This window comes from Thiobacillus sp. (assembly GCF_024708915.1).
In genome coordinates, this window is the sequence record NZ_JANJXQ010000241.1 from 24,838 (window position 1) to 47,035 (window position 22,198).

Here is a 22,198-nt window from a genome sequence, read left to right on the forward strand (position 1 = left end):
ATGGAGCTCGACAACGAGCATCTGTTCGCCTGCAGCGGTCTCACCTTGCAGGAGTATGCCCTGCGCCACGCGCTCCCGCTCGACCTGTTGGTGACGCCGGACAGGATCGGGACGGCGGATGCCGCCCCCCTTCCGCCCATGCCCGTCGCGGTGCCGGACGAAACCGCACGCGCGGTTCTCGCCGGCCTGCGCCTGGCCGGCAAGGTCGACGACAACGGCACGCTGTGCCGGATCGAAGGCGAGATCGCCTGGCTGGATCTGCTGTTCTGCGATCTGGCACAACTCGCACCTTACGGTTTCCGCTTCCGTCAGGAATATCACTACGCTCCGGGTACCCACCGGGTCGTGGCGAAGAACCGTCTGGTAACGCAAAAACGCAATCTGGTCGGCCCCTGGCTACCCGCCAGGGTGCCCCCACCGGAACGGCGTATGAAATACGCAACCTATCTGGCCCATGCTGGCGAATTGCATGCCGGCTACCTGTTTCTTCCCTTCGCTTCGCCCGACGATGCGGAGGATGCAGCCGAATATCTGGCGCGCGAACTGGGTGTGGCTACCCATGCCCTGACCCACGATCTCGGCGCCGGCGCACCCCTGCTGCGCACGCTGACGCGCGCCGACACCACACGCCTGCTCGACAGCCTGCGGGTCGAGCTGGAGGCGATGCCCGGCGTCTGGGCGCGCCTTCATCCGGACACCCCGGAAGTGACGGTCAGCAAGGAAGTGGTGTTCGATTCCGCCCACTTCCTCACCGACCATCCCGCCAAGTGCAGCAATCTGCACGGCGGCCGCTATGTACTGCATGTGAAAGTGCGTGGCCGGATCGATCCGGTCAGCGGCTGCGTGCTCGATTACGGCTACCTCAAGCGGGTGGTGAACGCCCGCGTGGTCGAGCGCTTCGACCACCACACCCTGAACTACGCCGGCCCGGAGCTGGCCTGGCGCTCCACCACCGAACTTCTCAGCGTCTACATCTGGGAGCAGCTGATCGATTTCTTGCCCGAGCTGTGCGAACTCACCCTCTACGAAACGCCGCAGTCATGGTGCCAATACGTCGGCCCCGACCTGGAGACCTGGCAAAGCCAGGGCAGCCAGCCCCTGCTCGGCCGCTTCACCGATCCGGCTCTGGGGCGTTCGCCCTGGCGCCAGTGGTTGCGTTCCTGGGACGATCATCATGAAAAGCGGCAAGCTCAGCGCGACTGAGTGCCCCATCGTGCAAGGCCGAAGCCAGCAGCACGCCGGCCAGCCCGGCTCCGGCCAGCGCGGCGAGATCCGCCGCGTGGCGCACGCCGCCGGCCGCATACAGGCGGCAGGCCGGATTCAGGCGCCGCAATTGCATCAGGCGCGCCAGATCGGGGCCGGCGCCGACCCCAACCCGCGCCAGCGTCATGGCGATCACATCGTCCGGCCAGCGCGCCGCGTCGCGCAGCAGATCGGCCGGTCCGAGAAAATCCTCGCCGCGGTAATCCAGCGACAACACGCTGCCGCCGGGATAATCGCCGCGTGCGGGCGCTGCAGCCAGACTCTCGCTGCCCAGCACCGGCCGGCCCAGGCCGCCGCGGCGCCAGGCTTCGGCGGCAGCGGCATCGGCGAAACCGGCATCGACCCACCACTCCACAGCCGGATGGGCGCGCCGCAGGTTTTCCAGCGTGGCCCGGTGATCGCCGCGGCCGAGAATCGCATCCAGGTCGGCAATGTAGAAGCGGCGGAACGAGTACAGCGCGAGCAATCCCTCCACCACGGCCTCGGGCCGGCTGGAGTTGCACAACACGGAATGCAGCGCCCGGTATTCGTCGCGCCGGCCGGCACGCGCGCGTACCACCTGCCCGCCCATCAGGTCGAGTACCGGAATCAGGCTGAAGAAGGCGGTCATGAAAGTTTTCGTTTTTGAATTCGTCACCGGCGGCGGCTATGCCGGACAGGCGCTGCCCGGCGTTCTGGGCGACGCCGAGCTGATGTGGCGGGCACTGGTCGATGATCTCATCGCGCTGCCGGGAATGGAAGTCCTGACCCTGCGCGATGCGCGCCTCGCCATACCGGAACAGCCCGGCCTGACGGTCGTCGCCACCGACGCGGCACGCTGCCGCTCCGATTTCATGCGCTGCCTGGACGCCGCCGACGCGGCCTGGATGGTGGCACCGGAAAGCGGCGGTCTGCTGGAGTCCCTGAATCGGCAGGTCGAGGCCGCCGGCAAACGGCTGCTGGGCTGCCGGCCGGACGCGGTGCGCATCGCCGCCAGCAAGCACGCTACCGCCGCCCGCCTGGCCGGAGCCGGGGTGACGACGATACCTACCTTCGCCACCCCGGACCTGCTGACGGGCGCCGTAGTGGCCAAGCCCGACGACGGTGTCGGCTGCGAGGATACCCTGCTGTTTGCCGATGCCGCCGCCGCGCAGGCCTGGCATGACCCCCACCCCCGCGCGATGCACGTGTTCCAGCCTTATGTCGCAGGCGAGAGTCTGTCGCTATCCCTGCTGTGCTGCGACGGCCGGGCGCAACTGCTGAGCGTGAACCGCCAGCATGTCGGGCTGGCTGGTGACCATTTTGAATTCCACGGTGTGACCGTCAATGCACTGGGCGACGGCGACGGGCGTTACGCCGCACTGGCCGCCCGGGTGGCGGCCGCGATCCCCGGCCTGTGGGGCTATGTCGGCGTCGACCTGATCGCCGGCGCTTTCGGCCCGATGGTGCTGGAGGTGAATCCGCGCGCCACCGTTTCCTACGCCGGCCTGCGCGCGGCGCTCGACTGCAACCCGGCACAACACGTGCTCGCACTGCCGGAGATGCGTCCCTGCCGCGGTCTGCGCCCCGTCACACTGGAGATGGCCCATGTTTGAACCGACGGACATCACGATCGGCTGGGACGTCGGCGGCGCGCACCTGAAGGCCGCGCGCATCGAGGCCGACGGCCGCGTCGCGATGGTCTGGCAGGAGCCGTGTCCGCTCTGGCGCGGCCTGGAGCATCTGCACGCGGCCCTCGACCGGATCCTGGCCGGGAATGCCGCGTGGCCGGATTCTCCGCTCCGCCACGCCGTCACCATGAGCGGCGAGATGACCGATCTGTTTGCCACCCGCAAGGACGGCGTGCATGCCTTGGTCGAATTGCTGTGCCAGCGTCTCGGCAGCGGCGGCGTCCGCTTCTATGCCGGCGCCGAGGGCTGGCTCGATGGCGCTTCCGCGCGCCTGCGCCCATACCAGGTCGCCTCGGCCAACTGGCGCGCCGCCGCCGACCTGGTGGCAGCGCGCCACGGCGAGGCGCTGCTGGTGGATATCGGCAGCACCACCACCGATATCGTCCCGCTGCGCAGCCGCGTGGTGGCCACCGCCAGTGACAGCGACAGCGATCGCCTGGCGGCCGGCGAGCTGGTCTACACCGGCATCGCGCGCACCCCGCTCATGGCCATGAGCGCGGAAGCGCCGGTGGCGGGACGCTGGCTGCCGCTCATGGCGGAACACTTTGCCACCAGCGCGGATGTCCATCGGGTGCTCGGCTGGCTGCCCGACGGCGCCGATCTGCACGACAGCGCCGATGGCGGGCCCAAGACCGTCGAGGCCAGCCGTGTCCGGCTGGCGCGCATGGTCGGACGCGATGCCGGCGACCTGTCCGATGCGGCCTGGGCGGAACTGGCCGCCTGGTTCGCCGACGCGCAACTGGAACGCATCGGCCGCGCCATCCGGCAAGTGCTGTCGCGCGTGCCGCTCGACCCGCAAGCGCCCCTGGTGATGGCCGGCGCCGGCGCTTTCCTCGGCCCGCGCCTGGCGGCAAGGAGCGGACGCCCGGTGCTGAACTTCTCGCAACTGCCGCTAGCCGGTTCGCAGGTCGAGCACATCGACTGGTGCGCGCCGGCTGTGGCTGCGGGCCTGCTGCTGGCTGGAGAAAAATCATGCTGCTGACTGCCCTTCCCTACCGCGCGGACAGCGCCGAGCTGTTCGAGGCCATCGCCGACGAACCGTGGGCGGTGTTTCTTGACAGCGGCCGGCCGCGCAGCACCGCCGGACGCATCGACATCCTCGCCGCCCGCCCGAGCGCCACGCTGGTCACCCGTGGCGGCATGAGCGAAATCCGCCGTTACGACGGCGCCGGCCCGCCCGTCAGCCTCTCCCCCGACGACCCGTTCGACTTGCTGCGCCAGGCCCTCGCTGCCGACGGCCAGCCAGGCCCGCTGCCGTTCACTGGCGGCGCCATCGGCTATTTCGGCTACGATCTCGCGCGCCGCATCGAACGCCTGCCACGCCTCGCGCACGACGCCGAAGCCATTCCCGACATGGCAGTCGGCATCTACGACTGGGCCGTCGTGGTCGATCACGAGCAGCGCGCAAGCTGGCTGGTCGGCGCCGGGCGCGACCCGCGCACCGCCGCCACCTGGGATCGGCTGGCCGCCCTGTTCAGCCCCCGCCCCGGCGCTGCCGCCGCGGCGCAGCGGCGCCCGTTCCGCGTCGGCACGGTGAACTGCAATTTCACCCGCGACGCCTACCGCCGGGCCTTCAGCCAGATCCAGCGCTACATCGCCGCCGGCGACTGCTACCAGGTCAACCTCGCGCAACGCTTCGCCGCGCCCGCCACCGGCGATCCCTGGCTCGGCTACCAGGCCCTGCGCCGGCTCAACCCGGCGCCGTATTCGGCCTATCTCAACCTGCCCGACGTCCGCATCCTGTCGTCGTCGCCGGAACGCTTCCTGGAAGTGAGACAGGGACACGTCGAGACCAAGCCGATCAAGGGCACGCGGCCGCGCGCCGCTGCACCCGAGGCGGATTCGGTGCTGGCGCGGGAATTGCGCGACAGCCTGAAGGACCGCGCCGAGAACCTGATGATCGTGGATCTCCTGCGCAACGACCTCGGCAAGGTATGTGCGCCGGGCTCGGTGGCGGTGCCGCGCCTGTTTGAGATCGAGAGCTTCGCGACGGTGCACCATCTGGTGAGCACGGTGACCGGGCGTCTGGCCGGGAACGTGGATGCGGCGGCACTGTTGCGCGCGTCGTTCCCGGGCGGCTCGATCACCGGGGCGCCGAAGCTGCGCGCCATGCAGATCATCGAGGAACTGGAGCCGAACCGGCGCGGCGTGTATTGCGGAGCGGTGGGCTGGCTGGGGTTCAACGGCAATATGGACAGCAACATCGCGATCCGCACCCTGGTCCTGGCGCGCGACACGCTGCGCTTCTGGGCCGGCGGCGGCATCGTCGCCGACTCGAAGGCCGACGAGGAGTATCAGGAATGCCTCGACAAGGCGGCCGCCATGCTCCGGCTGGTGCGCGAATCAGGGGGTGGAATGGCTGCCACGCAAACGGAGGAACAATGCTCCGAGTCGTAAAATTGGGCGGCAGCCTGCACGATTCGCCGTGGCTCACCAGCTGGCTCGACGCGCTGGCGCAGGCCGGCGGCCGCGTCGTTCTGGTGCCCGGCGGCGGGCCGTTCGCCGACGCGGTGCGTGAGGCGCAGCGGCGCTGCCATTTCAGCGATGCCGCGGCACATCGCCTGAGCCTGCTCGCGATGGAGCAATACGGCCTGATGCTGTGCGATATGGAGCCAGGCCTGCTCCCCGCCGCCACGCCCCAGATGATCACCGATGCCATCGCGCACGGCCGCACACCGGTCTGGCTGCCATCGAACATGTGCCTGGGCGCGTCCGACATCCCGCAAAGCTGGTCGGTGACCTCCGACAGCCTGGCGGTCTGGCTCGCGCACCACCTCGGCGCAGAAGCCATGGCGCTGGTCAAGCACGGCGAGGGCGACGCGGGCGATATCCGGGCGCTGGCCGACGCCGGCCTGGTCGACAGTGCCTTTCCCGGCTTCGCAGCCCGCTACGCCAAACCGATCCACATCCTCAGCCACTGCGCCCCCGCCACCCTGTACGACTGGCTGGCCTGGCCGATGGCTGCCCCCGCTTCGTCGAGACAAGCGCACGACGCCTGCGGGTATGGGCAGTTAAAATACATCCGGAAATTACCGTCGGCGGCAGCCGCATCATCATCGCCCGATGTCCCGGCAGAAACCGGATAGCGCAGTGCGGCGCCAGAATGCGGGAAACGAGAGATGGCCCGATGAACCGCATGCATGAATCAATCCAAGCCGCCCGCGAAGGCAGCCATAAGCCTGCATCCGGACGAAAAGCGGAACTCGAACTGCTCGGCGAGGCTTTGGCCATCCTCGACGCCGGCTTCGCCGGCCTGCCGGACGCCCGCCCCGCTGCGCTCCCCGCCGGCCTGCGCGAGGCCCTGCTCGCGGCGGCGGAACGCCTGCGCGATACCGACCCCTATCATCATCCGCTCTACCTGGGGCACATGCAGAAGCCGCCTCACCCGGCCGCCCGGCTGGCCTATTCCCTGAGCCTCGGCCTCAACCCCAACAACCACGCCTACGACGGCGGCCGCGCCAGCTCGCACATGGAACAGGAGGCGGTGGCCCGGATCGCGGCCATGTTCGGTTGGGACACCCACCTCGGACACCTGTGCAGCGGCGGCACGCTGGCCAACTTCGAAGCGCTCTGGGTGGCGCGGGAACTCGGCCACGGCCGGGGCATCGCCGCCTCGACCCAGGCCCATTACAGCCACCAGCGGCTGGCCGGCGTGCTGGGCGTGCCATTCCATCCGATTGCGGCGGATCGCCTGGGGCGCATGGACATCGCAGCCCTGGAGCGCGCGCTGGCCAGCGGCACGGTGGAAACCGTGGTGGCCACCCTGGGCACCACGGCCACCGGCGCCGTGGATCCGCTTCACGACATCCTGGCCCTGCGCCGGCGCCATGCCTTCCGCCTGCACGTGGACGCCGCTTACGGCGGCTATTTCACCCTCGCAGCCAACCTCGACGACGCCACCCGGCACGCCTTCGACGCCCTGCCCCAGGCCGACTCCATCGCCGTCGACCCTCACAAGCACGGCCTGCAGCCCTACGGCTGCGGCTGTATCCTGTTCCGCGACGCGGACGTCCGGCAGGTCTACCGGCACGACTCGCCGTACACCTATCTGGGCAGCGCCGACCCCCACCTGGGGGAAATCTCCCTGGAATGCTCGCGTCCCGGCGCCGCCGCCGTGGCCTTGTGGACCACCCTGCGGCTGCTACCCCTGGTCCGCGGCGGCGAATTCGCCCGCGGGCTGGAAGCCGGCCGCGCCGCCGCGCTGGCGCTGCACCATGCGCTGGCGCAGGATGAACGCTTCGTCCCGCTGTCGCCGCCGCAGCTCGATGTCGTCGTCTGGGCCGTGCGCGCCGACACCGCCAGCCTGGCCTCGGACAGGACACGCCAGGTTTTCCAGGCCGCCCGGGAACGCGACCTGCATCTGGCCCTGGTCGCCATGCCCAGGGCCATGCTGGAGCCGTTCGAGCCGGTGCGTGCCTGGGACGCGGACGAGATCACCTGCCTGCGCGCCTGCGTGATGAAACCGGAACACGCGGCGTGGTTGAAGGACATCCTGCAACGGCTGGATGGGGCAGCCGGAAAATGCCTGACGTGAAAGGAGGATTGCATTGGCGGATAATGCCCGGCTTCCCCATTCGACAGTAGCCCGCGCCGCATGCAAAAAGAAGCCAAAGAGAAGCCCCAGTACGCCGTCGCGGCGTCGGTGCAGCTGCCGGGAGTAAGCGACGTCGAGTTCGAGGCGTCGCTGACCGAACTGCGCGAACTGGCCAAGACACTGGGGTTCACGGTCACCCGCACGTTCACGCAAAAACGTTCCGGCTTCGACTCGACGGCGTATCTGGGTGTCGGCAAGCGGCAGGAGATACGCCGCTTCGTGAACGGCGAGCCGGGCGACGCAAGCGAACCCGATCGCGCGCCGCAGAATCCCCTGCATCGCCTCTCCAATTTCGTCGAAGGGCTGGACGACGCAGTCTCGGCCGTGCCGATCGACGTCATCTTCGTCGACCACGAAATTTCACCGTCGCAGGCGCGCAACCTCGAAAACGAGGTCAGCTGCCAGGTGATGGACCGCACCATGGTCATCCTCGAAATCTTCCACCGCAACGCGCGCTCCCCCGCTGCGCGCGCGCAGGTGGAGATCGCGCGCCTCGGCTACCTGGCGCCGCGCCTGCGCGAGGCGGCCAAGCTGGCGGGGCCGCAGGGGCGGCAGCGCAGCGGCGTCGGCGGGCGCGGCGCCGGCGAGTCGCACACCGAGCTGGACAAGCGCAAGATCCGCGACCGCATTGCCGAACTGCAGAAGGAGATCGCCGCGATGGACGTCGAGCGCAGGACGCAGCGCGCGCGGCGGCAGGCGCACCAGGGGCTCGCCAGCGTGGCGCTGGTGGGCTACACCAACGCCGGCAAATCGACCCTGATGCGCGCCCTCACCGGGAGCGAGGTGCTGGTCGCCAACAAGCTCTTCGCGACGCTCGACACCACCGTGCGCAGCCTTTATCCGGAGAGCGTGCCGCGCGTGCTGGTCAGCGACACGGTCGGCTTCATCAAGAACCTGCCGCACGGGCTGGTCGCGTCGTTCAAGTCGACGCTCGAAGAAGCGCTGGATGCGTCGCTGCTGCTGCACGTCGTCGACGCCAGCGATCCCGGCTTCGAACGGCAGATCGAAACCACCGAACATGTGCTGAGCGAGATCGACGCGCAGGAGGTGCCGCGCCTGCGCATTTTCAACAAGATCGACCACGTCGGCGACGCCGCGGCGCAAGCCGAATGCGAAGCCGCGCTGCGCGCCGCCTACCCCGGTTGCATGGTGATGAGCGCGCGCCGCCCCGGCGACGTCGCGATGTTGCACCAGGCGATCGTGGCGTTTTTCCAGAAAGATCTGGTCGAGGCCGAGCTGTTTCTTCCCTGGTCGGCACAGCAGCTGCGCGGAGAGATCTTCGCGCGCTGCGAGGTGCTGGAGGAACGCGCCGACGACGAGGGTGCGTTGTTCCGCGTCCGCGGCGAACAGGGAAGCCTGGACAGCCTGCGCGAGCAGTTCGGCCAGGCGCGGTGAGCCGATCCATTGCGCGGCCGTCCTGAAGCCGCGGCCATCGCCTGTGGCGATCACGCCCCCGGTGCCGCCTCCCGTCCCATTGCCCCGCTGAGCGCCGCCAGGGCGCCCGGGTCCAGCGCCCGGGTGCGGGCGTGGTTGCGGCAGAGGGCGCCGCGAAAACCCAGGTAGTCCGCACCGATGGGCGCGAGGACAGGAATGTCGGCCAGCTTGAGCGAGCCGGCCAGGCCGCTGAGCAGCCCCGGTTTTTTCGTCTGCGCCACGAACTGCGCCAGGCGCGCCGCCGGCTGATGGGCCAGCAGACCGCCGCCGGCCTTGTCCACCGTGTCGAGCATGACGCCCGTGAAATCCCGTTCGGCAAGCCGCCCGATCAGGCTGAAATCCGGCTCGCGGTCGGCAAACAGTACGGCCACCAGGCGGTGGCGGCTGGCGAGCGGCGCCAGCGCATCCAGGCAATCGGCCAGCGCGGGCGACGGCAACAGGCCGATCTTGACGAAGTCGACGCCAGTGGCGGCCATGGCGGCAACGGCGGCGGCCACTGCAGCGGGGTTCATGTCCGGGAAATCGCCGATGGTGGCGCTGACCGGGACGCGCCCACCCACCGCCGCGACGATGGCGCGCACGGTGTCGTGCGGCAGCGCGCCGAGCGCGCCGGCATGCGGGTTCTTGGCATCGACGATGGCGGCGCCGGCGGCCAGCACCTGGCGCGCCTCGGCGGCATCGGTAATGCTGGCGAGCCAGGCGGTCATGCCGCTTCCCGGTGCGCCGCGATCTTCTCCCTGAGCCAGCCCCACGCCTCCAGCTCGCGCGGCCCGGCAGTCTTGTCGATGGCGATGGCGAGGTAGTCCATCTCCCGTTGCACCTTGTCGGCAGGCAGCATGTTCAGGCGGCTGACCAGAATGCACGCCTCGATGACGGCGGCCTGGGCGCGATTGTGGCCGGGAAACGGCGCGTGGTTGCGGGCGATCAGTTCGCGGCACAGAAAGCGCGGCCGCAGCGGGTCTTCCTCGATGCGCGCCACTTCCAGCTCGATGTGGCTGAGCGCGCTTTCCAGCCGGCCGCAGGCGATGCGTTCGCATGGCATGAGCGGCCAGTCGCGCCGCCCGGTGAGGCAGCCGGCAAACACACGCGTGTCGTCGGTGTGGCTCAGGGCGGCCAGGCCGGTGGCGCGCAGGTTGTCCAGGGTACGCGAGGGATGGAATGGCGCCAGCACGACGAACCCGCCTTCGCGCCGGAAGCCCAGCGGAGCGATGTGGGTGGTGCCGTCGGACGTGGCGCTGGTGAGGATGGCTTCAAAAATCAGGCTCACGACAATTCTCTCGTTGTATCGGTGCGGGTCGGGCCAGGGGCGCACTGCTGGTTCAGGTCTTCGGGCGGGCGCGGCTGCATGCAGCCCCAGGCCAGCTGCTCGTCCTGGCTATAGCGCTTGCCGAGCTGCCAGGCGATCTGGGCACGGGCGAGCTCGACGCCCAGATAGAAGGCGTGGCCGCCGTCGTGTTCCAGCTTGAGATGCGGCCAGAGCTGGAACGGATCGGTGGCGGTATGCAGGCCGTCGCGGTTGTATATGTGCATGCCCGCCTGGCTGATCTGGATGCGGAAGCTGGGGTCCTTCACCGCTCCGGCCATGGCGGCGATCTCGTCCGCGCCATAGGGAAACGGCTTGCGGTGGCGCAGCCCCAGGAGGTCGTCGGAAAAGTCGCGGGGCAGGCTTTGCGCCTCCCGGGCGGCGAACATGATGCGCCGGGCGGCATCGATCTCCCGCACCGCGCTTTTGCAATGGGGGCTGACCTGGGTGGTGAGCAGGGCCCGGATGTCGAGCTCGGCCATGATCCCCAGCAGCAGGGCATGGATGCCGGCGGTGTCGGCGTCGGTCAGTTCGGAGACGTTGCCGGTGCCCATGAGGATCTCCGCCTGTGGCATGCGCCGGCGCAGTTCGTGGTAGCGCGCCAGCGACGACGCAAAACCGAATGGCAACGGGTCGAGAATGGGATCGGCAAGATAAGGCTTGCCGCGCGCCTCCAGTTGTTGCATGGCGCCGACCAGGTCGTCGAGGTCGCCATGGCGGGCAGGGATCAACACCGGAATGGAGGCAACCTCGTCGGCCAGGTGCAAGGTAGCGGAACTGAGCGACAACAGGTAATCGGCGCCGGCGCGGCCGCCGCGCAGCAGTTCATCGGCATCCAGCGAATCCACGCTGACCCGGTGGCCGGCGGCCTTGAGCGCGCGTACGGTCTCTTCCAGATGCGGGAACGGCGTCTGCGGCAGGCAGCCGACGTCGATCACGTCGGCGCCGTCGGCGGCGTAGGCGGCGGCCTGGGCCAGAATGGCCTCGATGCCCATGCGCGGTGTGTCCACCAACTCGGCGAACAAAACGACGTCGTGGCGCGAGAGATCCGGCGCGCGGCGCTTGCGGCCAAAAAACTCGGGGATATCCATGAGTTCGTCGGGCCCACGTTCGACGGGGATGCCGAAATGCGCGGACAGTGCGGCCAGGTCGCCGCGGCAGCGTCCGGGCAGCATGATGCGATCGGCCCGGCCGGTGTCGGTGAGGCGGCGATGGATCATGTCGGTGGTCATCAGCGCCGCCACCTGCACGCCCAGCACCTGCACCTCCCAGGTGAAGCCGGCATCGCCCAGGTCGCCGAGCACGCGCCTGAGCTGCGACTCGGCCAGGCGGCCGGTCAGGAAAAGGATATGTTCAGGCATGCCAGGCGCTGCTCGATGGCCGCCTTGAGTGCGGCGACGTCCTCCGCCACGATGGTGTCGGGAAAACCCTTCAGGTGCCGCGTGCACTCAAGATCGATGGGGCGCGGGTAGACCATCACGGTACGGTCGGGTGCCTCGGTAATCACGGTCGGCTCGGTGTCGCAGGCAAACACGATGCTGGGGATGCGGCACTTGCCGGCCTGCGCGTAAAGGTTGGTGACCAGCGTGTCGGAAATGCCGGCAACACACTTGGCCACGGTGTTTGAGGTGGCCGGGCCGATGATCAGCGTATGGTAGTGGCCGCTGTAGAGAAAGCCCACCGGCACGCTGCTGGCGGTGTGATCCTGGTAGACGCGGTATTTCGCGCGCAGCGATTCGAGCGGGATGCCGTACATGCTCAACACCTCGACGGCGGCCCGGGTCACGAATATATCCACATCCGGCAGATGGTCGATCAGCTCCAGGCATTCGCGTAGATAGTGGCCGGAGCCGGTCAGCCCCCAGGCGATGCGGGGTATTTTCGGTTCAGTCATGACGCGGCCGGTGGCGTGATATCCCCCACTGGCGGTCGGCCTCCTCGACACCGATTTCCAGCAGTTGTACGCCGGTCGTCAGATTCTCGCGGCGCAGGGCGTCCACCAGCCGCTCGCCAATGTGGAAAGCGAGCAGTTCCGCCGTGACGTTGGCGATGGGCAGCACGATGCAGCCTTCCTTTTCCACCCAGAAGCGTTTGCCGAAACTTTCCGCCTTGATCAGGCCGTCCTCTTCGGCCAGCTTCACCACCGGGCTGGTACCGGGCAGAATGACGCGGTCGGAGAGTTCCTGGCAGATGCCGCGGGCCAGACGGGTCAGGGCGACGAAATCCAGCACATAGCCTTCGCCGCTGTCGCCGCCGTGGGCGGCCACCCGGGCATGGAAGTTGTGGCCGTGCAGGTTTTCGCACACGCTGCCATAGGTAATGAAGTGGGCGGAGTTGAAGCCCAGGTCGGCAGGCTCGACCCAGGTGACGAAAGGCGCGGACGGCAATTCATTCCTCCTTGTTGATGCGGATATTGAGATTTTTCATCTTGCGGTACAGGGTGTTGCGGCTGATGCCGAGATGGCGGGCAGCCAGCGTGACGTTCCAGCGGAACTTCTCCAGGTTGTGCAGGATGGCGTCGCGTTCCGCCGTTTCCAGGGACGACAGCGGCGCCGCCTCCGTGATGCATTCCGCGGGCTGCGTACCCGGCGTCAGCCGGCTGATTTCATCAAGCAGATCGTAGGCCGTGATTTCCCTGCCCTCGCGCATCGCCAGCGCGGTGCGCAAGACGTTGCGCAACTGCCGGATATTGCCCGGCCAGGAATAGGCCTCCAGCTGGCGCAGCGCCCCCTCGCTGAGGACCGCCTCTTCCCGGGTGCCGCATTCCATGGCAAGGACGTGGCGGATCAGATCGCGTTTGTCCTGGCGCTCGCGCAGCGGCGGCAGGGTCAGGGCGATGCCTTGCAGGCGGTAATACAGGTCTTCGCGGAAACGGCCCTCGGCAACCAGTTCCTTGAGGTTGCGGTGGGTGGCGCTGATCAGCTTGATATCCACCTTGATCGGGACTTCCCCGCCCAGCGGGATGACCTCGCGCTCTTCCAGTACGCGCAGCAGGCGGGCCTGCAACATGATCGGCATATCGCCGATCTCGTCCAGGAACAGTGTGCCGCCATTGGCCTGGAGTATCTTGCCGCGCCGCCCTTCCCGGTTGGCTCCGGTGAAAGCACCCGACTTGTAGCCGAACAACTCGCTTTCGATCAGGGTTTCCGGAATCGACGCGCAGTTCACGGCGACGAAAGGCCGGTTTGCGCCCGCGTGCTCGTAATGGATCGCCTGGGCAAAGATTTCCTTGCCGGTACCGGTCTCGCCGTACAGCAGGATGGGGATGTCGTGGTCCTGCACGCGTTTGGCACAGCGCACGTTGTATTCCATGGTCGGATCGCCGAACTGCAGTTCCTCCAGGCGCATGATCTTGGGGTTGCCCGGAACCGTGATCGCAGGCGCGGCACGGCGCGCGGGCGCAGCCGCGGACGGGCCCTGGTGTTCCGGCGGGCGCATCAGGCCGAAGAAACGATTGCCCTGACGGGCTTCGTAGAGCGGAACCGGGTTGAGCCAGCTCAGGTTCTTGTGGCCGATCAACGCGGACATGCCGGTATTGAACAGGTCGCGCAACTGCAGGCCGACCATGTCGACCGGCTTCTTGTAGCCTAACTGGAACAGTGCGCTGCGGTTGGCGGCGAGGATGCTGCCCTCCTCGTCCAGCGCCAGGACACCCTCCCACAGCGTACCGATGAGTTCCGGGCGGCTATGGAAGCGGAGCGCATACTGGTTGCGGAAGCGACACAGGAATGCGCGGTTCTCGATGATCTGCGCCGACATGTTGACCAGCACCAGCGTGTGCTGCTGCGCCATGTGGGAGAAACTGGAGGCATCCAGCACTGCGAGCAGGCCGCCTTCGGAATCGAAAATGGGCGCGGCCGAACAGGTCAGGCCGATGTTGCGCGTCAGAAAATGTTCATTGTGGTGGACCAGGATCGGACGCTGCTCGATGGCGCAGGTACCCATGCCGTTGGTTCCCTGGTGGCGCTCGCCCCACAGGGCGCCTTCCACCATGCCGCACTCGGCGGCGGTCTTGCTGAATGTCGGGTCGCCCAGAAAGTCCAGCACTACGCCTTCACGGTCAGTCAGCAGCACCGAGAAACCGGAACCCGCCAACTGCTGGTAAAGCGTCGCCATTTCTCCCTTGGCAATGACACGCAAGGGCTCCAGCGGCCCCTGGCGTTCCTTGAGTTCGTGATTATCGAGAATCACGATCGGCTCATCCTTTACCGGATCAAGGCCGAAATCGTGGGCGCATCGGTTCCATGAGCGCGCAATCGCCGGCCCCACTTCCACCGGTTCTATCGCGCCACCCAATCCCACCACCGCGTTCACCTGACGGGCATGTTCCAAGATTTCTTGCCTCTCCATCGCTTCGATCCTCATATAAAGCAATATCCACGCCCAGCCATTAAAACGGCTCTGAATGTTTATTGTTTTTTAAGGCGCAGCAGGTAAAGGCTCCCCACCTTGATCTCTTTAATAGTACTCGAACTGGCGAAAGATGCGAGACAGACTGTCCCGGAATCGGTACACCTCGCATGGCAACGCCGGTGATTGCTTGTTTTCGGGTACGGCAACCCCGGCTGCGGCACCGGCATCCCGATATGGCATGTCTTCTGCTTGATACCCCCCATCTTCATTCCGTACAAGGAACGACATGTCGGTGGCTCTGCGTATTTCACTGCTCTGGTTTGCCTTGTGTCTGGCTGGCCCGTCATGGGCGACAACGACACTGGGGGGCGATTTCACGCTGCACACGACCAAGGGAGAGCCGGTTTCGCTGTCGTCCCTGCGGGGCAAAGTCGTGCTGCTGTATTTCGGCTTTACCTATTGCCCGGAGATGTGTCCCGCGGAATTGCTCCAGTTCCAGCAACTGCTTGCTCAGTTGCCGCCCGAGAAACGCCGCCTGGTGCAGCCCATTTTCATCAGCGTCGACCCGCAGCGCGACACCCCGGACGTGCTCGACCCCTACATCAGGCACTTCGGCGGGGAAATCCTGGCCCTGACCGGTAGCGAGCAGGAACTGCACAAGGTGGCCGCTCAGTACGGCGCCCAGTTCCGCTACGTGCCGACCGGATCGAGCTACACCGTCGATCACACGGTCAACACCTACCTGATCGACACCGGCGGCAAGCTGGTGAAAATCATTCCCTACGGCACGCCCGGACCGGAAGTGCTGAAACAGGTTTCCAGATTCCTGCCGTAATGGCCCGTTCATAGAAAGCCGCCCATGATTACTTGCGATACCGTCTGCGAAACCGAACTGCCCTGCCCCGCCGCGCGCCCGGGCAGCACGGCCGCTTCCATGCCCGATGTCCAGAACACCCCCGACGCGCGCCGGATCGCCATCGACAAGGTCGGCATCAAGGCCGTCCGCCATCCCGTCAAAGTCCTGGACAAGACCGGCGGCGTGCAGCACACCATCGCCCTGTTCAATATGTACGTGCATCTGCCGCATCACTTCAAGGGCACCCACATGTCCCGCTTCCTCGAAATCCTCAATGGCTACGAGCGGGAAATATCGGTGGCGTCCTTCGAACACATGCTGCGCCAGATGGTGAAACGGCTGGAAGCCCGTTCCGGCCACGTCGAAATGAGTTTTCCCTACTTCATCAACAAGAAGGCACCGGTATCGGGGGTCGAGAGCCTGCTCGATTACGACGTGACTTTCATCGGCGAAATCCGCGACGGGCACTACCTTCAGACCATGAAGGTCGCCGTTCCGGTCACCAGCCTGTGTCCATGCTCCAAGCAGATTTCGCGCTACGGCGCACACAACCAGCGTTCGCACGTGACCCTGACGGTGCGCGCCAACAGTTTCATCTGGATCGAGGACGTCGTCCGCGTCGCCGAAGACAACGCGTCGAGCCAGCTCTACGGCCTGCTCAAGCGGCCGGACGAGAAGTACGTCACCGAACGCGCCTACGACAATCCCAAATTCGTCGAAGACATGGTGCGCGATGTGGCGGCGGCGCTGGATGCGGACAGGCGCATCGATTCGTACGTAGTCGAGTCGGAGAACTTCGAGTCCATCCACAACCACTCGGCTTATGCCTTGATCGAACGCAACAAGGCTGCAGCCTGAAACCGCGCGGCGGCCCGGGCGGACAGGTATACGTCCCGACCTGGAAGCTGGACGTCTGATACAGGCCCGGACGGGAAGTCTGGAGGAAGATGCTGGAGCAGCGACAGCAATGTCGTCGGCATGGCGCCACGGCCTGCCATTCGACGTCGGCATCCGTATTCTGAAAGCAGAAATACGCTGGCGCCTGGCAAATGGCGGAGAGGGGGGGATTCGAACCCCCGTCAGGATATTATCCTGAACACGCTTTCCAGGCGTGCGACTTAAACCGCTCATCCACCTCTCCGGGAGCCGCGCATCATACCGGAAGCCCCCACGCGCAGCAAATCGACATGCGCCGCGCCTCGCGCGGACCGCAGCGATGAAAAAATGCTGCGCCCTATTGAATCCGCAGGGTTCGGCCCCATTTACCTGCGAGGACAATTGGGAGCCGATATGCAGGACGACATCAAAATCAACGCGGAAGCGGCCGAAAGCCATCCCGCCAAGGAAATCATGCCCAGCCTGGAAGAGCTGCTGAAGGCAGCCGAGCTGCAGGCAGCCGAGCATCACGACGCCTGGCTGCGCGCCAAGGCGGAGACCGAAAACATGCGCCGCCGCGCGGCGGAAGACGTCGACAAGGCACGCAAGTTCGCGGTGGAAAACTTCGCCGGCGAGCTGCTGGCGGTGAAGGACAGCCTGGAAGCGGCGCTGGCGGCCGACTCGCCCAGCGTGGAGAACATGAAGGACGGCGTCGAGTTGACCCTGAAGCAGCTGGTTGCGGTATTTGGAAAGTTCAACTTGCACGACATTGATCCGATGGGTGAGAAGTTCGACCCGCATCTGCATCAAGCGATCCAGGTGGTCGAGTCCGAGCAGCCCGCCAATACGGTCGTCACCGTGCTGCAGAAAGGCTACCGCCTGCACGAGCGCACCCTGCGGCCGGCACTGGTGATGGTGGCCAAAGGCAAGGATTGAGCCGGCCCGGCTGGCCTCCGCCTTGAAATGGGCGCCCCCCCCCCCACATTCAAACCAATTAAAACTCTTTTAGAAGGAACGCATCATGGGACGCATTATTGGCATTGACCTCGGCACCACCAACTCCTGCGTGGCGGTGATGGAAAACGGCACGCCTAAAGTGATCGAAAACGCCGAAGGCGCGCGCACCACGCCGTCGGTCGTCGCCTACACCGAAGACGGTGAAATCCTGGTCGGCGCCCCGGCCAAGCGCCAGGCGGTAACCAACCCGAAGAACACCCTGTTCGCGGTGAAACGCCTGATCGGCCGCCGCTTTGAAGAGAAGGAAGTGCAGAAGGACATCGGCCTGATGCCCTACAAGATCGTCAAGGCCGACAACGGCGACGCCTGGGTTGAAGTGCGCGACAAGAAAATGGCCGCGCAGCAGGTGTCGGCCGAGACCCTGCGCAAGATGAAGAAGACCGCCGAGGACTATCTGGGCGAGGAAGTGACCGAAGCCGTCATCACCGTGCCGGCCTACTTCAATGACAGCCAGCGCCAGGCCACCAAGGACGCCGGCCGCATCGCCGGCCTGGACGTCAAGCGCATCATCAACGAGCCGACCGCGGCCGCGCTCGCCTTCGGCATGGACAAGAAGGAAGGCGACCGCAAGATCGCGGTGTACGACCTGGGCGGCGGCACCTTCGACATCTCGATTATTGAAATTGCCGAGATGGACGGCGAGCATCAGTTCGAAGTGCTGTCGACCAACGGCGACACCTTCCTCGGCGGCGAGGACTTCGACCAGCGCCTGATCGACTATATCGCCGAGGAATTCAAGAAGGAACAGGGCGTCGACCTGAAGAAGGACGTGCTCGCGCTGCAGCGCCTGAAGGAAGCCGCGGAAAAGGCCAAGATCGAGCTGTCTTCCGGCCAGCAGACCGAAGTCAACCTGCCCTACATCACGGCGGACGCCTCCGGTCCCAAGCACCTGGCGGTGAAGATCACCCGCGCCAAGCTCGAAAGCCTGGTCGAAGAATTGATCGCGCGCACCGTCGAGCCGTGCAAGATGGCGCTGAAGGACGCCGGCCTCACCACCTCGCAGATCGACGACGTCATCCTGGTCGGCGGCCAGACCCGCATGCCCAAGGTGATGGACGTGGTGAAGGACTTCTTCGGCAAGGAGCCGCGCCGCGACGTCAACCCGGACGAGGCGGTGGCGGTGGGCGCCGCGATCCAGGGCGGCGTGCTGAAGGGCGAAGTGAAGGACGTGCTGCTGCTCGACGTCACCCCCCTCTCCCTGGGCATCGAAACCCTGGGCGGCGTGATGACCAAGCTGATCCCGAAGAACACCACGATCCCGACCAAGGCTTCGCAGGTGTTCTCCACCGCCGACGACAACCAGAGCGCGGTGACGGTGCACGTGCTGCAGGGTGAGCGCGAAATCGCCTCCGGCAACAAGAGCCTCGGCCAGTTCAACCTGTCGGACATTCCGCCCGCGCCACGCGGCATGCCGCAGATCGAGGTCACCTTCGACATCGACGCCAACGGCATCCTGCACGTATCGGCCAAGGACAAGGCCACCGGCAAGGAAAACACCATCCGCATCCAGGCCAGCTCCGGTCTTTCCGAGGAAGAAATCCAGCGCATGGTGAAGGACGCCGAAGCCAATGCTGTCGAGGACCACAAGGCGCTCGAACTGGCCACCGCGCGCAACGCGGCGGACAGCATGATCCATTCGGTGAAGAAATCGCTGGCCGAATACGGTGACAAGGTCACGGCCGACGAAAAGGCAGCGATCGAAGCCGCATTGAAGGAGACGGAAGACGTCGTGCGCGAAAACGACAAGGACGCCATCGAAGCCAAGACCAATGCGCTCGCCACCGCCTCGCACAAGCTTGCCGAGCAGATGTACAAAGCCGAGCAGGCCAAGGAGCAGCCGGGTGAGGCTGCCAGTGGCGCCGCCGGTGCTGCGGACGACAACGTGGTCGACGCCGAGTTTGAAGAAGTGAAAGACAAGTAAGGCGTGAGGGGTGAGGCGTGAGGCATCAAGCCTTGCGCCTCGCCCCGCTGTTGTTCCCCCTCACTCCTAACCCCTCACCCCTCACCCATGTCAAAACGCGACTACTACGAAGTCCTCGGCGTCACCAAGAACGCCTCGGACGAAGAAATCAAGAAGGCCTACCGCAAGCTGGCCATGAAGCACCATCCCGACCGCAACCCGGACGACAAGGGCGCGGAGGAGAAATTCAAGGAAGCCAAGCTGGCTTATGAAATCCTGTCCGACTCGGACAAGCGCGCCGCGTACGACCAGTTCGGCCACGCCGGGGTCGACCAGCAGGGCGGCATGGGCGGCGGCTTCGGCGGCGGCGGATTCTCCGATGCCTTCTCGGACATCTTCGGCGATATTTTTGGCGGCGGCGGCGGTGGCGGCGGCAGCCGCCGCGACCGCGTGTATCGCGGCGCCGATCTGCGCTACAACCTGGAAATCGGGCTGGAAGAAGCCGCACACGGCACCGAAACCAAGATCCGCATTCCGACCCTGGAAGAATGCGGCGTGTGCCACGGCAGCGGCGCCAAGCCCGGCACCCAGCCGACCACCTGCACCACCTGCGGCGGCCACGGCCAGGTCCGCATCCAGCAAGGCTTTTTCTCGGTGCAGCAGACCTGTCCGCGCTGCAGCGGCACCGGCAAGATGGTGGCCGACCCCTGCACCGCCTGCCATGGCGAAGGCCGCGTCAAGAAACACAAGACGCTGTCGGTCAAGATTCCCGCCGGGGTCGACAACGGCGACCGCATCCGTCTGGCCGGCGAAGGCGAAGCTGGCGTCAACGGCGGTCCGCCGGGCGACCTCTATGTGGTGATCCACCTCAAGGACCACCCGGTTTTCAAGCGCGACGGCGACGACCTGCATTGCGAGATGCCGATCAGCTTTGCCACCGCCGCGCTCGGCGGTGAGCTGGAAATCCCCACCCTGGACGGCCACGCCAAGATCAAGATTCCGGCTGAAACGCAGTCGGGCAAGGTGTTCCGCCTGCGCGGCAAGGGCATCAAGGGGGTGCGCAGCCACGCGCCGGGCGATCTCCTGTGCCACATGCTGGTGGAGACGCCGGTGAACCTGTCCGAGCGTCAGCGCGAATTGCTGCGCGAGTTCGAGGCGCTAAGCCCCGGACGCAACAACAATCCGCGCGCGCAGTCGTTCATGGACAAGGTGAAGTCTTTCTTCAGTCAGTAGATCAAAGCGTATTCACCCGACTCGCGACGAACGCAGGCTACCTGCCGGGCTCGTCGCGCAGTCCTCAAGACGGGCAACGCCGCACCCCACCGCTTCTGCCCCCCGTCGTTCCATGAACGAACCGGCCTTAGCAAAGCCGCATCGGTCTCGAAGCATGCTGGTTCTTTTTGCCCCGGTCTTTTCTGACCAGACCGCTGCATGGCCCGCTCCATCCTGAATTACCATGCCCGCATGGCATCCGCAAACGCGCACATCGCAACATCTGAACGTAGAGAGGAGAAATATTGATGAAACGGTATCTGCCGTACATCGGTCTCGTTGCCGCAATCGCCGCCGCTTCGGCGCAACCCGTGCTCGCCGCGGAGTTTGCACCCTATGGAACCGCCAAGGTCGACCTACGCGAGACGCTGGCAACCGACGTCTTGTTCGACGTCAACTATGCCGAACCGCAACAGCTCCACGGCCTGTACAACTACGTCAAAAACATGCAGAAGGCCACCAAGGGCAAGCTGGTGGTGCTCACGCGCGGCCCCGAGTTGCGCGCCTTCGCCAAGGAGAACTACCTGCAGTACCAGGACATCGTCGACAAGATGGCCGCTCTGGCGAAGGATGGCGTGGAGTTCAGGATGTGCGGCAATGCCATGAAGGCCGCCGGATTCCAGGCCGAGGACGTGCACGGCTTCATCACGGTGGCGGCGGCGGGCGGTTTTCCCGAGCTGGTCTACTGGATGGGCAAGGGCTACGAGATCATCAACCAGTCCGTCAACCCGACCCCGCTGCCGGTCAGGGATGCGCGCTATCTCGACCAGCCGGGGCTCAGGAAATAAGCCGTAAAAAAACCGCCTGACGGCTGCTTCATCGCTGCCCGCCGTTTCAGGCGGTCGGCGCCTGCCCCGGTGCGATGTCGAACAGGCGGAAGAAATTGCGCGAGGTCGCATGGCCCACTTCTTCCACGGACAGGCCCTTGATGTGCGCGATCGCTTCCGCGACGTGCTTGACGAAGCCCGGCTGGTTGGTCTGCCCGCGGTGCGGCACCGGCGCCAGGTACGGCGCGTCGGTCTCGATCAGCATGCGCCCCAGCGGGATGGCCGCGGCCACCTCGCGCAGCGCAGCGGCATTCTTGAAAGTGACGATACCGGAAAACGAAATGTAAAACCCCAGTTCGATGGCGGCTTCCGCCACCGCCAGGCTTTCGGTGAAGCAGTGCATCACTCCGCCCGCCTCGCCCGCCCGCTCCTCGCGCATGATGCGCAGGGTGTCGTCGGCCGCGGCGCGGGTGTGGATGACCAAAGGTTTACGACAGGCCCGCGCCGCGCGGATATGGGTGCGAAAACGCTCGCGCTGCCATTCGAGGTCGCCGCTCAACCTGAAATAATCCAGCCCGGTCTCGCCGATCGCCACCACTCTGGGGTGATCGGCCAGCGCAACCAGTTCCTCCACCGTCGGCTCGGTGCAGTCTTCGTGGTCGGGGTGCACGCCGACCGAGGCGTACACATTCGGATGCGCCTCGGCGAGCGCGCGGATTTCCGGGAATTTTTCCAGTTCCACGCCGATACACAGCGCATGGCTGACCTGGTTGGCCGCCATGAGGTCGAATATCTCGGGCAGCTTGCCGGCGAGGTCGGGGAAATTGATGTGGCAGTGGGAATCGACAAACATTTCAGGTACAAGATTCAAGGCACAAGGTACAAGGTACAAGTTCTTGAAGGCGCGTGAGCGC

The 22,198-nt window shown here is 66.1% G+C and carries 21 protein-coding genes and 1 tRNA gene; 13 read left to right on the forward strand and 9 right to left on the reverse strand.

The window, feature by feature from the left end; genetic code table 11:
* On the forward strand, nucleotides 1-1,203 hold the full coding sequence (locus tag Q0L94_RS16540; RefSeq protein ID WP_296755451.1) for a 6-carboxytetrahydropterin synthase: 1,203 nt from the start codon (nucleotides 1-3) through the stop codon (nucleotides 1,201-1,203).
* Here Q0L94_RS16540 and Q0L94_RS16545 read toward each other — a convergent pair.
* Nucleotides 1,112-1,873, reverse strand: a complete 762-nt coding sequence (locus Q0L94_RS16545; protein WP_296755453.1) for a HisA/HisF-related TIM barrel protein — start codon at nucleotides 1,871-1,873, stop codon at nucleotides 1,112-1,114. The genes Q0L94_RS16540 and Q0L94_RS16545 overlap by 92 nt on opposite strands.
* Here Q0L94_RS16545 and Q0L94_RS16550 point away from each other — a divergent pair.
* Genes Q0L94_RS16550 through hflX form a run of 6 tightly spaced genes read left to right on the forward strand, consistent with a single transcriptional unit; the run spans nucleotide 1,872 to nucleotide 8,901 of the window.
* Nucleotides 1,872-2,837, forward strand: a complete 966-nt coding sequence (locus tag Q0L94_RS16550) for an ATP-grasp domain-containing protein (RefSeq protein WP_296755456.1) — start codon at nucleotides 1,872-1,874, stop codon at nucleotides 2,835-2,837. The two genes, Q0L94_RS16545 and Q0L94_RS16550, sit on opposite strands and share 2 nt — an antisense overlap.
* Complete coding sequence (locus tag Q0L94_RS16555; RefSeq protein ID WP_296755459.1) at nucleotides 2,830-3,894, forward strand: hydantoinase/oxoprolinase family protein; 1,065 nt, start codon at nucleotides 2,830-2,832, stop codon at nucleotides 3,892-3,894. The genes Q0L94_RS16550 and Q0L94_RS16555 overlap by 8 nt, the downstream gene beginning before the upstream one ends.
* Nucleotides 3,885-5,309, forward strand: coding sequence for an aminodeoxychorismate synthase component I (gene pabB, locus Q0L94_RS16560; protein ID WP_296755461.1), 1,425 nt, complete (start codon nucleotides 3,885-3,887; stop codon nucleotides 5,307-5,309). Before Q0L94_RS16555 ends, pabB begins: the two co-directional genes overlap by 10 nt.
* The gene (locus Q0L94_RS16565) at nucleotides 5,294-5,998 is read left to right on the forward strand and encodes an aspartate/glutamate/uridylate kinase (protein ID WP_296755464.1); all 705 of its coding nucleotides are present in this window, start codon (nucleotides 5,294-5,296) and stop codon (nucleotides 5,996-5,998) included. Before pabB ends, Q0L94_RS16565 begins: the two co-directional genes overlap by 16 nt.
* A 50-nt stretch (nucleotides 5,999-6,048) precedes the next feature.
* Nucleotides 6,049-7,446 (forward strand): aminotransferase class V-fold PLP-dependent enzyme, encoded by a 1,398-nt coding sequence (locus Q0L94_RS16570; RefSeq protein ID WP_296755466.1) that lies wholly within the window; start codon nucleotides 6,049-6,051, stop codon nucleotides 7,444-7,446.
* A 60-nt stretch (nucleotides 7,447-7,506) separates the two neighbouring features.
* Nucleotides 7,507-8,901, forward strand: a complete 1,395-nt coding sequence (hflX, locus tag Q0L94_RS16575) for a GTPase HflX (RefSeq protein WP_296755469.1) — start codon at nucleotides 7,507-7,509, stop codon at nucleotides 8,899-8,901.
* Nucleotides 8,902-8,951: 50 nt separating this feature from the next.
* Here hflX and Q0L94_RS16580 read toward each other — a convergent pair whose 3' ends face one another.
* From Q0L94_RS16580 to Q0L94_RS16605, 6 genes are read right to left on the reverse strand one after another with little or no spacing between them, the layout of a single operon-like run.
* Entirely contained in the window at nucleotides 8,952-9,647 is a 696-nt protein-coding gene (locus Q0L94_RS16580) for a (5-formylfuran-3-yl)methyl phosphate synthase (protein WP_296755471.1), read from the reverse strand.
* A complete protein-coding gene (locus Q0L94_RS16585; RefSeq protein WP_296755533.1) occupies nucleotides 9,644-10,201 on the reverse strand; it encodes a DUF447 domain-containing protein in 558 nt (185 codons plus the stop codon). The genes Q0L94_RS16580 and Q0L94_RS16585 overlap by 4 nt, the downstream gene beginning before the upstream one ends.
* A 2-nt stretch (nucleotides 10,202-10,203) precedes the next feature.
* Nucleotides 10,204-11,604: a DUF6513 domain-containing protein gene (locus Q0L94_RS16590; RefSeq protein ID WP_296755474.1), complete on the reverse strand. Its 1,401-nt coding sequence runs from the start codon at nucleotides 11,602-11,604 to the stop codon at nucleotides 10,204-10,206.
* Nucleotides 11,580-12,137 carry a flavoprotein gene (locus tag Q0L94_RS16595; RefSeq protein WP_296755477.1) on the reverse strand — a complete coding sequence of 186 codons (558 nt, stop codon included), beginning with the start codon at nucleotides 12,135-12,137 and terminating at the stop codon, nucleotides 11,580-11,582. The genes Q0L94_RS16590 and Q0L94_RS16595 overlap by 25 nt, the downstream gene beginning before the upstream one ends.
* The gene (locus tag Q0L94_RS16600) at nucleotides 12,130-12,630 is read right to left on the reverse strand and encodes a 6-carboxytetrahydropterin synthase (protein WP_296755478.1); all 501 of its coding nucleotides are present in this window, start codon (nucleotides 12,628-12,630) and stop codon (nucleotides 12,130-12,132) included. The genes Q0L94_RS16595 and Q0L94_RS16600 overlap by 8 nt, the downstream gene beginning before the upstream one ends.
* 1 nt (nucleotide 12,631) lies before the next feature.
* Nucleotides 12,632-14,575 carry a sigma-54-dependent Fis family transcriptional regulator gene (locus Q0L94_RS16605; protein WP_296755481.1) on the reverse strand — a complete coding sequence of 648 codons (1,944 nt, stop codon included), beginning with the start codon at nucleotides 14,573-14,575 and terminating at the stop codon, nucleotides 12,632-12,634.
* Nucleotides 14,576-14,882: 307 nt separating this feature from the next.
* Here Q0L94_RS16605 and Q0L94_RS16610 point away from each other — a divergent pair, with 307 nt between their 5' ends.
* Both Q0L94_RS16610 and folE2 read left to right on the forward strand, forming a co-directional pair.
* A complete protein-coding gene (locus tag Q0L94_RS16610) occupies nucleotides 14,883-15,431 on the forward strand; it encodes an SCO family protein (protein WP_296755483.1) in 549 nt (182 codons plus the stop codon).
* A gap of 99 nt (nucleotides 15,432-15,530) precedes the next feature.
* The gene (gene folE2, locus Q0L94_RS16615; protein WP_296755535.1) at nucleotides 15,531-16,310 is read left to right on the forward strand and encodes a GTP cyclohydrolase FolE2; all 780 of its coding nucleotides are present in this window, start codon (nucleotides 15,531-15,533) and stop codon (nucleotides 16,308-16,310) included.
* Between the two features lie 192 nt (nucleotides 16,311-16,502).
* On the opposite strand, the gene Q0L94_RS16620 is transcribed toward folE2, so the two are convergent.
* Nucleotides 16,503-16,593: transfer RNA gene (locus Q0L94_RS16620), tRNA-Ser, on the reverse strand.
* 149 nt (nucleotides 16,594-16,742) lie between these two features.
* Between Q0L94_RS16620 and grpE the strand changes: the two genes are divergently transcribed.
* The 4 genes from grpE to Q0L94_RS16640 all read left to right on the forward strand — a co-directional run bounded on the left by grpE (nucleotide 16,743) and on the right by Q0L94_RS16640 (nucleotide 21,305).
* A complete protein-coding gene (gene grpE, locus Q0L94_RS16625; protein WP_296755486.1) occupies nucleotides 16,743-17,264 on the forward strand; it encodes a nucleotide exchange factor GrpE in 522 nt (173 codons plus the stop codon).
* 85 nt (nucleotides 17,265-17,349) lie between these two features.
* Nucleotides 17,350-19,266, forward strand: coding sequence for a molecular chaperone DnaK (dnaK, locus tag Q0L94_RS16630; RefSeq protein ID WP_296755488.1), 1,917 nt, complete (start codon nucleotides 17,350-17,352; stop codon nucleotides 19,264-19,266).
* Between the two features lie 87 nt (nucleotides 19,267-19,353).
* Nucleotides 19,354-20,478 (forward strand): molecular chaperone DnaJ, encoded by a 1,125-nt coding sequence (gene dnaJ / locus Q0L94_RS16635; protein ID WP_296755491.1) that lies wholly within the window; start codon nucleotides 19,354-19,356, stop codon nucleotides 20,476-20,478.
* A 287-nt stretch (nucleotides 20,479-20,765) separates the two neighbouring features.
* Complete coding sequence (locus Q0L94_RS16640) at nucleotides 20,766-21,305, forward strand: DsrE family protein (protein WP_296755493.1); 540 nt, start codon at nucleotides 20,766-20,768, stop codon at nucleotides 21,303-21,305.
* Between the two features lie 46 nt (nucleotides 21,306-21,351).
* Here the strand turns inward: Q0L94_RS16640 and Q0L94_RS16645 are convergent, their stop codons facing one another.
* Entirely contained in the window at nucleotides 21,352-22,137 is a 786-nt protein-coding gene (locus Q0L94_RS16645; protein WP_296755496.1) for a TatD family hydrolase, read from the reverse strand.
* Nucleotides 22,138-22,198 lie beyond the last annotated feature (61 nt).

Coding starts and splice junctions, on each gene's coding strand:
- Q0L94_RS16540 (WP_296755451.1), top strand. CDS start 1: ATGGAGCTCGACAACGAGCATCTGTTCGCCTGCAGCGGTCTCACCTTG.
- Q0L94_RS16550 (WP_296755456.1), top strand. CDS start 1,872: ATGAAAGTTTTCGTTTTTGAATTCGTCACCGGCGGCGGCTATGCCGGA.
- Q0L94_RS16545 (WP_296755453.1), bottom strand. CDS start 1,873: ATGACCGCCTTCTTCAGCCTGATTCCGGTACTCGACCTGATGGGCGGG.
- Q0L94_RS16555 (WP_296755459.1), top strand. CDS start 2,830: ATGTTTGAACCGACGGACATCACGATCGGCTGGGACGTCGGCGGCGCG.
- pabB (WP_296755461.1), top strand. CDS start 3,885: ATGCTGCTGACTGCCCTTCCCTACCGCGCGGACAGCGCCGAGCTGTTC.
- Q0L94_RS16565 (WP_296755464.1), top strand. CDS start 5,294: ATGCTCCGAGTCGTAAAATTGGGCGGCAGCCTGCACGATTCGCCGTGG.
- Q0L94_RS16570 (WP_296755466.1), top strand. CDS start 6,049: ATGCATGAATCAATCCAAGCCGCCCGCGAAGGCAGCCATAAGCCTGCA.
- hflX (WP_296755469.1), top strand. CDS start 7,507: ATGCAAAAAGAAGCCAAAGAGAAGCCCCAGTACGCCGTCGCGGCGTCG.
- Q0L94_RS16580 (WP_296755471.1), bottom strand. CDS start 9,647: ATGACCGCCTGGCTCGCCAGCATTACCGATGCCGCCGAGGCGCGCCAG.
- Q0L94_RS16590 (WP_296755474.1), bottom strand. CDS start 11,604: ATGCCTGAACATATCCTTTTCCTGACCGGCCGCCTGGCCGAGTCGCAG.
- Q0L94_RS16595 (WP_296755477.1), bottom strand. CDS start 12,137: ATGACTGAACCGAAAATACCCCGCATCGCCTGGGGGCTGACCGGCTCC.
- Q0L94_RS16610 (WP_296755483.1), top strand. CDS start 14,883: ATGTCGGTGGCTCTGCGTATTTCACTGCTCTGGTTTGCCTTGTGTCTG.
- folE2 (WP_296755535.1), top strand. CDS start 15,531: ATGCCCGATGTCCAGAACACCCCCGACGCGCGCCGGATCGCCATCGAC.
- grpE (WP_296755486.1), top strand. CDS start 16,743: ATGCAGGACGACATCAAAATCAACGCGGAAGCGGCCGAAAGCCATCCC.
- dnaK (WP_296755488.1), top strand. CDS start 17,350: ATGGGACGCATTATTGGCATTGACCTCGGCACCACCAACTCCTGCGTG.
- dnaJ (WP_296755491.1), top strand. CDS start 19,354: ATGTCAAAACGCGACTACTACGAAGTCCTCGGCGTCACCAAGAACGCC.
- Q0L94_RS16640 (WP_296755493.1), top strand. CDS start 20,766: ATGAAACGGTATCTGCCGTACATCGGTCTCGTTGCCGCAATCGCCGCC.
- Q0L94_RS16645 (WP_296755496.1), bottom strand. CDS start 22,137: ATGTTTGTCGATTCCCACTGCCACATCAATTTCCCCGACCTCGCCGGC.